The 12,289-nt window shown below is 37.2% G+C and carries 10 protein-coding genes; 9 read left to right on the forward strand and 1 reads right to left on the reverse strand.

Annotated elements, in window-relative coordinates; translation table 11 throughout:
- The first annotated feature begins 3 nt into the window (after positions 1 to 3).
- The 8 genes from R2R35_RS21795 to R2R35_RS21830 all read left to right on the forward strand — a co-directional run bounded on the left by R2R35_RS21795 (position 4) and on the right by R2R35_RS21830 (position 10,621).
- The gene (locus R2R35_RS21795) at positions 4 to 1,398 is read left to right on the forward strand and encodes an FtsW/RodA/SpoVE family cell cycle protein (RefSeq protein ID WP_317731965.1); all 1,395 of its coding nucleotides are present in this window, start codon (positions 4 to 6) and stop codon (positions 1,396 to 1,398) included.
- Positions 1,322 to 2,923: a peptidoglycan D,D-transpeptidase FtsI family protein gene (locus R2R35_RS21800; RefSeq protein ID WP_317731966.1), complete on the forward strand. Its 1,602-nt coding sequence runs from the start codon at positions 1,322 to 1,324 to the stop codon at positions 2,921 to 2,923. Before R2R35_RS21795 ends, R2R35_RS21800 begins: the two co-directional genes overlap by 77 nt.
- 155 nt (positions 2,924 to 3,078) lie before the next feature.
- On the forward strand, positions 3,079 to 3,531 hold the full coding sequence (locus R2R35_RS21805; protein ID WP_033166820.1) for an NUDIX hydrolase: 453 nt from the start codon (positions 3,079 to 3,081) through the stop codon (positions 3,529 to 3,531).
- 324 nt (positions 3,532 to 3,855) lie between these two features.
- On the forward strand, positions 3,856 to 4,836 hold the full coding sequence (locus R2R35_RS21810) for a DUF4349 domain-containing protein (protein ID WP_317731967.1): 981 nt from the start codon (positions 3,856 to 3,858) through the stop codon (positions 4,834 to 4,836).
- 441 nt (positions 4,837 to 5,277) lie between these two features.
- Complete coding sequence (gene rpsB, locus R2R35_RS21815; protein WP_033166819.1) at positions 5,278 to 6,036, forward strand: 30S ribosomal protein S2; 759 nt, start codon at positions 5,278 to 5,280, stop codon at positions 6,034 to 6,036.
- 28 nt (positions 6,037 to 6,064) lie between these two features.
- The gene (gene tsf / locus R2R35_RS21820; protein WP_317731968.1) at positions 6,065 to 6,991 is read left to right on the forward strand and encodes a translation elongation factor Ts; all 927 of its coding nucleotides are present in this window, start codon (positions 6,065 to 6,067) and stop codon (positions 6,989 to 6,991) included.
- A 1,289-nt stretch (positions 6,992 to 8,280) separates the two neighbouring features.
- Positions 8,281 to 8,946: a sialate O-acetylesterase gene (locus R2R35_RS21825; RefSeq protein ID WP_442872257.1), complete on the forward strand. Its 666-nt coding sequence runs from the start codon at positions 8,281 to 8,283 to the stop codon at positions 8,944 to 8,946.
- A 79-nt stretch (positions 8,947 to 9,025) separates the two neighbouring features.
- Complete coding sequence (locus R2R35_RS21830) at positions 9,026 to 10,621, forward strand: hypothetical protein (RefSeq protein WP_317731970.1); 1,596 nt, start codon at positions 9,026 to 9,028, stop codon at positions 10,619 to 10,621.
- Positions 10,622 to 10,867: 246 nt separating this feature from the next.
- On the opposite strand, the gene R2R35_RS21835 is transcribed toward R2R35_RS21830, so the two are convergent.
- Positions 10,868 to 11,383: a hypothetical protein gene (locus R2R35_RS21835; RefSeq protein WP_317731971.1), complete on the reverse strand. Its 516-nt coding sequence runs from the start codon at positions 11,381 to 11,383 to the stop codon at positions 10,868 to 10,870.
- Between the two features lie 161 nt (positions 11,384 to 11,544).
- Here R2R35_RS21835 and R2R35_RS21840 point away from each other — a divergent pair, with 161 nt between their 5' ends.
- Positions 11,545 to 12,093: a TetR/AcrR family transcriptional regulator gene (locus R2R35_RS21840; RefSeq protein WP_317731972.1), complete on the forward strand. Its 549-nt coding sequence runs from the start codon at positions 11,545 to 11,547 to the stop codon at positions 12,091 to 12,093.
- Positions 12,094 to 12,289: the final 196 nt, after the last annotated feature.

Genomic DNA, 12,289 nt, shown 5'->3' on the forward strand with positions numbered 1-12,289 from the left:
AGGATGGTCAATCTGCTTTCAGAAATATCTAAATATATGATAATCGTATTAGTTGCCATGTATACCTTCCTGTCCTACAGAGTACTGGGTGTTTCCGATAAAGCCAGGCAGGGAAGTATATATACCAATATGAAATTTTTGCTGTTCCTTTTTCATTTTGTCAGTTATTCTATCATTTATATTAATCAAAAGAGCAACTGGGTAATAATAATTTATGCCTTGGAGGTTCTTACCCTGATTATGGTATTCGGCTTCTATCAATGGGTTTATGTAAATTTGTCAAAGCCACTTTTATATAATATGGTGTTCATGCTGATCACAGGTTATATTATGATAACCAGGTTATCAGTCAAGACAGAGTATGATAAGGCTTTTAAACAGTTAATTATAGCCTCAGCCGCTTTGCTGCTTTGTCTTGTCATCCCGCTTTTGATTGATAAGATAGATTATCTGAAACGTCTGGGCTGGATCTATGGTGCTTTGGGAATCCTCCTTCTTTTAGTGGTATTATTCTGGGGAACCGAGAATTACGGGGCTACCAACTGGATAAGAATCAGAGGCGTAACCTTTCAGCCTTCCGAATTTGTAAAGATTCTGTTTGTGTTCTGTTTTGCCTCTCTTTTGTCAAAGAGAAAGGATTTTCGGTATATAGTAGTCGTTACCGGATTGGCAGCACTGCATGTCTTGATTCTGGTAGCGGAAAAAGATCTGGGAGGTGCCTTGATCTTCTTCCTTACCTATCTGATGATGTTATATGCCGCAACAGCAAAACCCTTATATCTTGGAGCAGGTATAGTGGCAGGCAGTTTGGCAGCTGTCCTTGCCTATAAGTTCTTCTCCCATGTCAGAGTGAGAGTCATGGCCTGGAAGGATCCCTGGGCACTGATTGACAGAGAGGGTTATCAGATATCGCAATCTCTTTTTGCCATAGGTACCGGGGGATGGTTTGGAATGGGGTTGACAAGAGGTCTCCCTACCAGTATTCCGGTAGCGGACAGTGATTTTATTTTCTCTGCCATCTCGGAAGAAATGGGTGGTTTCTTTGCATTGTGCCTGGTTCTGATATGTTTGAATTATTTTATACTAACCATTAACATAGCTATGAAATTTGAAAATCAATTCTATAAACTTATTGCACTGGGATTTGGTGTCATGTATGCGTTTCAGGTATTTCTTTCACTGGGTGGGGTTACGAAACTGATTCCATCAACGGGAGTTACCCTTCCCTTTATCAGCTACGGAGGCAGTTCCGTACTAAGTTGTGTAATTATGTTCAGTGTGACACAGGGACTTTATGTACTGAGTCAGGATAGGAATGAAGATGGAAAAAGAAGAAAAGGTAAAAAAGAAAAAGAAATCTCCGGAAAGCAAAACCCAAAAAAAGAGTCCCTTGTCTGAAAAGCACAGGCTTCTTATAAAGGGTAATAAAGGTAAAAAAAATCTTCTTAAATCTGATGAGAGCGTTGAAGATGCTGATAAAGCTACGGTAAAAGGAAAGAGTAAAGAGAATAAGAACAGGGAAATCATTTTTATAACCTATTTATTTGCAGGACTTTTTCTTCTGATTATCGGGTATTATGCTAATTTTATGATAAGAGACAGCAGTGAAGTTATCAACAATCCTTATAATAAAAGGCAGGATCTGTTGGCAGAACAGATTATCAGAGGAGATATCCTCTCATCGGACGGTAAGGTGCTGGCCCATACTTTAGTTGATTCGGAGGGTACGGAGACCAGGGACTATCCTTTTAAGAATATCTACGCTCATGTTGTGGGCAGATTTTCAAAAGGCAGGACAGGTTTGGAGTCTTCGGAGAATTTTCACATGCTGACTTCTCATACCAATACCATCAGTAAGATTGTGAAGGAACTATCCGGCACCAAAAATATCGGTGACAGCATCGTGACGACCTTGGATAACAGAATTCAGGAAGCAGCCTATAATGCCCTTGGCAATAACCGAGGCGCGGTAGTGGTACTGGAACCTTCCTCGGGAAAAATACTTGCCATGGTATCAAAACCGGATTATGATCCCAATACCATTAATGATACCTGGGAGGAGCTTACCAAGGAGGATTCAAAAGACGGTGATAAGGATTCTTCGCTGGTCAACCGGGCGGCCCAAGGCCTTTATCCTCCGGGGTCTACCTTTAAAATATTGACAGCCCTTGAATATGTCAGAGAAAATCCTGATTATGAAGATTATGAATATAACTGTACCGGCAAAGATGTATTTAACAGTGTAACCATCAACTGTTATCACAACAATGCCCATGGACATGTGGACCTTAAAACCTCTCTGGCCAAATCCTGCAACTCATCCTTTGCCAATATAGGAACCACCTTGAATATGACAGCATTTCGAAAGCTTTGTGACAGCTTTTTGTTCAATCAGAGTATACCAGTTGACATGGTTTATAATAAAAGCAGCTTTGTTTTGACGGGGAAAACTGCAAAAGATCAGATTCCTCAGACTGTTATCGGCCAAGGGCAGACTCAGATTACACCTCTTCATAATGCTCTGATCGTATCTGCCATAGCCAATGGTGGCGTTATGATGAAGCCTTATGTGGTAGACAGCATTGAAAGCCAGAGTGGTGAAATCGTAAAGAAATATCTGCCTGAAATGTATAAGACAGTAATGACTCCGGAAGAAGCCGAAATACTTACCACTTTTATGCATGCGACGGTAGAAAGCGGAACTGCTGGAGCCCTTAAAAATTCCAGATACTCTGTGGCTGGCAAAACCGGTTCTGCGGAATATATGGAAGGAAAGCCGGCACATGCCTGGTTCGTTGGGTTTGCGCCTGCAGAAAAGCCTGAAATTGCAGTAAGTATCATTGTTGAGAGCGTAGGAACCGGAAGTGATTATGCTGTTCCTATTGCAGAAAAAATTTTTGAAGCGTATTTTAAATCCAAATAGGAAATAATTACAGTAGCGTCCTACTGATTCACGTTTATATCATAATAATTTTATATATGTTTGTTAGTATTGCATAAATATTTGTTGAACATTTATATAATATGATGTATACTTGAAACAGATATTTGACACACCATAATACAGGAGGAATTGCGATGATTGAAGCAACGAGCTGTGGCGGTGTAGTTATTTTCAGAGGAAAGATTTTACTACTGTATAAGAACTATAAAAACAAATACGAAGGTTGGGTTCTGCCGAAAGGAACTGTGGAGGAAGGAGAAGAGTATAAGGAGACAGCCATACGTGAAGTGAAGGAAGAAACAGGGACGGATGCTTCTATAATCAAATATATTGGCAAAAGCCAATATACATTCAGTACACCACAGAATACAGTAATAAAGGATGTTCATTGGTATTTAATGATGTCTGATAGCTATTACAGCAAACCGCAAAGAGAAGAGTATTTTATGGATTCCGGATATTATAAATTTCATGAGGCATATCACATGTTGAAATTCTCTAATGAGAAGCAGATATTAGAGCGTGCTTATAACGAATACCTGGATTTAAAGAAGAGTAATTTGTGGGGCAACAAAAAGTACTTCTAACCGGGTATTATTATAGCTTATTTGGGCGTGTGTGATTGATCAGGACGGAATGAACTAAGAGAGAAGGGCAGTAAAAAGCTGTCTTTTCTCTCTTTTTTATGTAATAGAAAAATTCAACTTGTCAGAGCATATTTTCTTACTTTTTCCTTAAAGTTACGGGTGATTCTTGTAAATATATAGTGAATTTTTTATAATAGTATTACAAACATGAGCGGACAGAAAGAAGCAGGAGGAGGAGGAACTCTTAAACGGTAGTTGAAAGGCGTTTTCAATGAGTTTATTAAATATCATAATGAAGGAATGGTATTTGGAAATGGAGTAGGTATGAAGAAAAAACGGTTAGTAGTAATTATGTTAATGGCTGTACTGGTACTGCTTGCAGGGTGTGCATCAAAAAATGATACAGGGTATTCCTACAATATGAATAGTCTCGAAGCACCGGCTGGGAATAAGAGCGGGGGAAATGCTGGCGTTAAGGGTGACCAGCCAAGGGTAGAAACGACAACTGTTAATCCGGAAGAGACAAAAGCGGAAGGGGAAAGTAATAGTGAATTAAATGATTCTGCAAGAAAGCTCATAAGAAAGATATCCATAGAATATGAAACCCTTGCGTTTGAGGATTCTGTCAAGCTGGTGACGGAAGAACTCAAAAAGGCCGGAGGATATATTGAGAATTCCAGTATACATGGAAATGTAATGGATAAGAGCAGTTCCAGATATGCGGAATATGTCATGCGTATCCCGGTAGAAAAAGTGGATGACTTTATCAGCATGGCCGGGGAAAACATGAATCAGGTAAGCCGTAATGATTCTTCGGAAGACGTAACCTTGAAATATGTTGATACCGAAAGTGAGTTAAAGGCACTCGAAATTCAACAGGAAAGATTGTTGGCGCTCCTTGAAAAGGCTGATAAGATCGAAGATATCATAGCGCTGGAAGAAAGACTTGCTACGGTGCGTTACCAATTGGAGCAGAATGCATCCATTATAAGGACCTATGACAATCTGGTTGAGTATGCGACCATAACACTTAGCATTAATGAAGTAATACGTATTACACAGCCGGAACCTAAAAGTAATTGGGACAGGATGACAACAGGTTTTAAAAATACCCTTGTGAATATCCGTGATGGATTTGTTGAATTCTTTATATGGTTTGTAATTAATCTTCCTTATCTGCTTTTCTGGGGAGTTATTATCGGTGTAGCGATTTTTATCTATCTTAAAAAAAGCAAAAGACTGAGGAATAAAAAAGGAAGTAAGTCAGAAGAAATGAAAGAAGATGTAAAAGAACCGAAAGCATAGTAAAAAGAGGAACGGAATGAACAATCGAACGAGTAGGAAGGAAGAATAGAAACCAAACTGAAAGAATAGCCGAAAGAGAAAGGAACGAATAGCGAAAGAAGAATAGAAACCAAATCGAATGAATAGCTGAAAGAAGAAAGGAACGAATAATCGAACGAATAGCCGATAGAAGAATAGAAAACGATAGAGCCAATAACTGAAGGAAGATAGAAAAACAACAAAAAGAAGAAGTGAAAAAAGATATATAAGAAGAAATATTGATAAAAATGGCAATAATAATGAGAGAAAAATGAAAATTAGCAAATTATGCTTGCTATTCTTAGTAGAGTATGTTACAATTCATATGCTAAATTGCACGTATGTTGATTTCTGGCCCGGTGCCTGTTAGGTCTGTCAGAAAAATGATACATACGGAAGTAGACAACCAATTGGAGGTAAATTATGAGCGTTATATCAATGAAACAGTTATTAGAAGCAGGTGTGCATTTCGGACACCAGACAAGAAGATGGAACCCTAAGATGGCTGAGTACATCTACACAGAAAGAAACGGAATCTACATCATCGACCTGCAGAAATCCGTAGGTAAAGTAGATGAAGCTTATTATGCAATCAAAGATATCGTTGCAGATGGTGGAAAAGTTCTTTTTGTAGGAACAAAGAAACAGGCTCAGGATTCCGTTAAGTCCGAAGCAGAGCGTTGCGGAATGCATTATGTAAATGAGAGATGGTTAGGTGGTATGTTAACAAACTACAAAACTATCCAGAGCAGAATTGCAAGATTAAAACAGATTGAGACCATGTCCCAGGATGGTACTTTCGAAGTTCTTCCCAAGAAAGAAGTTATCGAGTTAAAGAAAGAGTGGGAGAAATTAGAGAAGAACCTTGGCGGCATTAAGAATATGAAGAATATTCCCGATGCTATCTTTGTTGTAGATCCTAAGAAAGAAAGAATCTGCGTACAGGAAGCTCACGCATTAGGTATTCCTTTAATCGGTATTGCTGATACCAACTGTGATCCTGAAGAACTTGATTATGTAATTCCCGGTAATGATGATGCAATCAGAGCGGTTAAATTAATCGTTGCGAAAATGGCAGATGCAGTTATCGAAGCTAACCAGGGTGTTCAGATGACAGATAATTCCGAAGCAGCTGAAGTGGAAGCAGCTGAAGAAAGTTCTGAAGAGTTCGTAGAAGCATAAAGATAAATAATAACGGAGGAATACAATAATGGCTATTACAGCAGCAATGGTTAAAGATTTAAGAGATATGACCGGAGCAGGCATGATGGATTGTAAGAAAGCTCTTGCCGCAACCGATGGAGATATGGATAAAGCAGTTGAGTTCTTAAGAGAAAAAGGACTTGCAGCAGCAGAGAAGAAGGCCGGAAGAATTGCAGCTGAAGGTGTTTGCGAGACAGCAGTAGCAGAAGGCGGAAAAGTTGCAGCAATCGTTGAAGTTAACAGTGAGACAGACTTCGTAGCTAAGAATGAAACATTCAGAAACTTTGTTACAGCTGTTGTTAATCAGGTTATTACATCTGACAGCACAGATACAGAGAGCTTTTTAGCTGAGAAGTGGTCACTTGATTCTTCTAAGACTGTAAAAGAAGAATTATCCAGCCAGATCGCTGTTATTGGCGAGAACATGAATATCAGAAGATTCCAGAAGGTTGTTGCTGAGAACGGTTTTGTTGAGTCTTATATCCATGGCGGCGGAAGAATCGGTGTATTAGTTGAATTAGAGACTTCTGTAAACAATGAAGTAACAAGAGAGGCAGCTAAGAATGTAGCAATGCAGATCGCAGCTATCGCTCCTAAATATGTTCAGAGAACTGAGATTCCCGCTGATTACATCGAGCATGAGAGAGAAATCTTAAAAGCTCAGGCTATGAACGAGAACACCGGTAAACCTGAAAATATCATTGAGAAGATGATTGAAGGCCGTTTAAACAAAGAATTAAAAGAAATCTGTCTTGTAGATCAGGTTTATGTTAAAGATGGTGATTTAACTGTTCAGAAATATATTGATTCAGTAGCAAAAGAAGTAGGCGCTCCTGTTGCAATCAAGAGCTTCGTGCGTTTTGAGACTGGTGAAGGAATCGAGAAAAAAACCGAGAACTTTGCAGAAGAAGTTGCAAAGCAAATGGGAAACTAGTCAATATTATTATATAATATTACAAAAGCCTGTATATCCAGTATATTAATGGATTACAGGCTTTTTTTATACCTTTTTACCTATCGTAATTTATCGTCAAATATCATACTGTTTTTGATATAGTTTGGGAAGAGATTGGTTAGAATGTTTAATACCCAAAATATTAGGACAAAAAAAGAAAAGTTTGCTACTTAAATAAGAGATAATTATATAATGGTTTACTAGTGATAAAGAGGGTATATCTGATTTGAGATATGCCCTCTTTATTATGATATATTTTACTGAGAAATAATGTAGGAGGGAAAATAGTGATAAAAGTACAAGGAAGTATTCAGAAATTCTGAGCCATTTCTGTTAGTATGACTTGAAATAGCTGCTATATTATTTTTGATTCCTAACTACTCTGAAATAAAGTTTAGAACATCACGTACAAATGTCTGAGTCTTTTCTTCTATGAGCAAAGCAGTTTTAAAGGAGCAACTTCGAAATAGTAGCGATAATCTTTCAAAGTTCCTCTTCCCCGCACAGGCAGATAGCCATACTTGTATTATAGGGGAAAGAGAGATGTGTGTAGGAGTAACTTCCATTACAACCATAACCGGAAGTAAGTCATGCATACTGGCATTTAAAAAATCATTCTAATTAGCAGTAAATGACTACAAAATGACTATTACATGGTAATATATGAATGGAATAATATAGTTTATAATGCTAATATGTGTATAAATAATGCTGACATATTGATATGTAATAGAGTAATATTTATGAAATAGAAGAAAAATCATTTAAATAATAAAGAATATTGCACTAAAATGACATTATAAGAGTTGCTTTTTTGGTCCTATGTCAAGATTAGTACAATTTAAAATGAGAAATACTGCCGCAAATCAGATAAATTATACGACATCAAAATCAACATTGGTTGGCTTTAACATATAGTATAGTTATCACTAATATTGAATCATAACAATAGACAAGAGAGGAGAGAGAAACATTTGATTATGTGATGCTTCAAGTGGAATAGCATGAGTAAAGTATTAGAAATTATGAATCCGATGATTGAAACATATCAGAGGGAGTCTTTTATTTTGGGAAAATTATTAGCATAATATAATACAAAAACCAAAGTAAATCTTTAAAAATGGAAACTTATTGCATAAATAAAAGGTGTATGTTTAAAAAGGAAAGGATATGAGAACATGGATGATTTAAAGACTGTAGTCGAAAACAACATAGAACAACAAATCACCGGTACTTTTCATGTGTTCTTGTTATTAGGACAATCTAATATGGCTGGATTTGCTAAAGCACAGGACTTAGACAAGGAGAAAAACCCACGTATCCTGGTACTCGGCTTTGATGATAACCTGGAGCTTGGAAGAGTAGCTAATAAGTGGGATATTGCATGTCCTCCTCTGCATGAAGCCTGGGCTGGAGCTGTCGGAGTTGGCGATTGGTTTAGCAAAACTATCATTGATAGATATCCTGCCGGTGATGTCATCGGACTTGTTCCCTGTGCTCTCAGCGGTCAGAAAATTGAGACATTTATGAAATCCGATGATAGTAAATATGACTGGATTGTGGAACGTGGGAAGATGGCGCAACAGAAAGGCGGAATTATCGAGGGTATTCTTTTCCATCAGGGTGAATCTAATAATGGTGACCCAACATGGCCTGGTAAAGTAGATACCCTGGTGAATGATCTTAAGAAGGACTTAAATCTGGGAGACATTCCTGTTCTTGTGGGTGAACTTCTTTATACCGGAGGATGTGCAGGACATAATGTGCTTGTAAACCAGTTACCAGGTATTATAAAGAACTGCCATTTGATCACCGCCAAGGACCTTGTGGTAGAACCGAGTGATACGGAGTGGAACCTGCATTTTAGTCATGATTCCGAAGTTACTCTTGGTAAAAGATATGCTGAAAAAATGATTGAAGTACTGAATTTGTAATAAGTTTTACTCTAGACGTACAAAAATTCAATAGTTGGATAATGTAAGTAAATTATAATAAATTGTTAAGGAGGGTTTTATGGGATTGATGGAAAGGCCATCTGTCAGTACATTAGCTGACGGGGGAAAATATTGGGAGCATGAGTACGAGAAATTCTTTCTTAAGGCGTATGTACCTGCAAATGATATTGATGGACAGACGAATAATTATAGCTTTCGGGCTCCATTACTGCTGGTCTTTGAAGAAAACAGGCAGAGCAGGGATGAGGCAATCGATTTTGCCAATAAGAGCGGACTTAGCAGTATTGCGGCCGCAGTGGATTCAAGTGTTCTTTTTATTTATCCGACGGATGAAAGTGGGTGGAAGAATGCAACAGAGGAGTTATATGTGTCCGTTGTAGCTGAAGTTAAAATGGATCCCCGCTATTCGGATGGAATTGTTGAAATACATAATTTCTTTACACAGGAGTTCAAGGGCTATTTTATAAGAGGTGCGATATTCAGAGTAGATATATATAGTTTTGGTGAGTCGGCAGATTATGTTGCCAAGAATCTGCTGAAAACAATAAATGGTGAGTATCTCTGGGGCCCAGGAGAGATTACTCCTGCTATGTGTTCTATGGAGAATCTGAGTGTTATACCTGCACCGAAGCGTAAGGATATAGCTATATTGAGCGTTGGCAATTCAAAGGAAATAAATAAAGCCTTTAAGGATTGTACAAATCTGCTAATTAAGTCGGAGCCTGACTACAGGGCTGATTTTAATTCTTTTGTCCGCAAGTTTAAAATGTGGTGTGGCAACATGGAGATTGAGCCTGATTTTGAATCAATGAACATGACAGAGGAAGCTGGTAGCGTACTAGTAAAGACCTCACCGGACAACAGAGGAACATGGAGGGATACAGCAGAGCATAAAGTTGGATATTTTGCCTATTACAATAATGATATATTTGATAAAGGACCGGTCCCACTGCTTATGGGATTTCATGGTGGTGGCGATTCCTCAATGTTCCTGACATTTGTTTCAGGATGGTATGAAATCGCGCACAGATATGGCTTCTTGTATGTTTCACTTGAGAATCATCAGAATGTTACAGCGACTGAAGTTGTAGAAGTAATTGAAAATCTTAAGAAACACTACAATATAGACGAGCATCGCATTTATGCAACCGGATTTTCGATGGGCAGTGGAAAAACATGGGATATGTATCAAGAGTATCCTAGCGTTTTCGCGGGTCTTGCTCCTGCAAGTGCACTGTTCCTAGTGAAGAATAATCCATTTGGTCAGCCACTCGGTGACAGACTAAATACGTCTGTTTCTGTTCCAATATTCTATTCCGGTGGCGAAAATTCACATCTGCCAGAATTACCTTTCCAAGCTGATTCTGGTCTGGAAAGAATACAGTATGCTGCAGAGGTCAATAAATGCAAGATTAAATTTGACCTTAGCTACGACGATAAGGACAATTGGGCGAATCCTATATGGGGTGTTTCTGGTGAGCGTGTCGAGAAGCTTTACGATGAGGCCAGAGGAAGTTATCTGACCATTCAATACTTTGACAGTGAAGATGGCATTTGTCGAACCGCATTTGCTAGTGTCAGTGGACAGGGACATGAGTGCAGACGTCATACTTGCGAGAATGCATGGAAGTTTATATCGCAGTTTACCAGGTAATATGTCTACGCAAACTTGAAGCAAAAGCTATTTGGAAACGCACCTGAGCAGTTAGTTGGTTTGTTTTTATTTTGTATACAATAAGAAAACCGCCGAAAACACTGAATTTTCGGCGGTTTAACACTACTTTAAGTAGGAACTTAATTTCCCATCTGTTTTGCGAAGTTTTGAAGTATAAATTTCCTTATTTTTATGTAACAGAAATAGTATGATGATGAATGAAATTATGAGTTTAATTGTATCTGCTCATTTGAATATCAAAGATAAAGGAAGCAATGATATAATGTGGACTATACTCCCCGATAATAATGAAACAATCGTACCTATCATAATTCCAAGTCCAGCACCTTTAATGTGATGCCACGGATTTCTATACTCCTTGTCCATATCCTCTGTTCCAGGTATTCTCGTTTTTTTACTATGACAAAAAATCCAGATATCTAATATTAGCAAATCATAAATATTTACAACAAAGAATAAGATAAGCACATAAATGAATGCAGATGAGAATGCTTTTGCACCAGAATAATATGCAACTGCTGCAAGTACGATAGCAAAAACTAAAATAGAGATTATTTTTATTGATAAATGTCTTTTTTCAATATTTGTTATGGTATCTTTGTATTGTGGCAAATTTTCTACCCGTATTCTAATTTCTTTTGGATACGACATTATATGCTTCAATGGATTTTTGTAAAGAGAAGGAAGTACAATGAGTGAAAATATTCCACAAGCAATAATACATTCTAATATTAAAATCATAGCTGAAAGGTCTCCTTTTATCTAATTTCACGCATAAGCACTAAATTTGAAACACTTGTGCATCTGTATAAAATTTACTATAATACTGTGAGAAGCTAAATACAATATTATTAGCAAAAGTGATACAATTTTTTAGTTTTGTGCCACAGGAGAACAAGCATATGAATATTGAAGAGAGAAACCCGACTAGAAAAAGGATTATAGAATCTTTATTTACATTGTTAGTAAAGAAAGATTACAATGATATTACAGTATCTCGGATTATTGACAAGGCAGAATTGGGGAGAAGAACATTTTACAGACATTTTAAATCGAAAGATGATGTTATAAGTTACTTAACAAAATTGCTTATGAATGATTTTGCTAATACTATTGTGCATAATCATGCCGAAACGCAGGAAGGAATCATAACTTCCTATTTTGAGTTTTGGGAAAATCATATAGATTTGCTAAAATTATTAAATAAAGCTCATCTGCTTTATTTTATTGAGGATAATTTTCCTCAACTTATTTTTGAGGTTGCCTTAAAAACAGGTCATATTAATAATGATATAAAGGAAGCCAGGGCATTAAAAGAATACGAAAAACATAAATATGAATTTTCTATTAAACTGGGTGGAATTTGGAAGGCAACTATTATATGGTCACTAGAAAGTCCTCGGAAAAGCCCAATAGAAATGAGTAGAATAATTAATGATATTATAAAATAAGCAAAATTATATAAAAGAAATGGTGTTGCCAGGCTTGCCAAAAACATAACTTGGATTGTATCCATTGCAGAAATATAAGATGTGAAAAATTTAAACTGTATAAAAATATAAGAAGATACTCAATTAAGGTATTTTCATTTATATAGCCCTGAATATAAAAAGTAGATAATTATGTTTCGAGGGCTATCCTTAAAAT

Source organism: Anaerocolumna sp. AGMB13020, assembly GCF_033100115.1.
GTDB lineage: Bacteria > Bacillota > Clostridia > Lachnospirales > Lachnospiraceae > Anaerocolumna.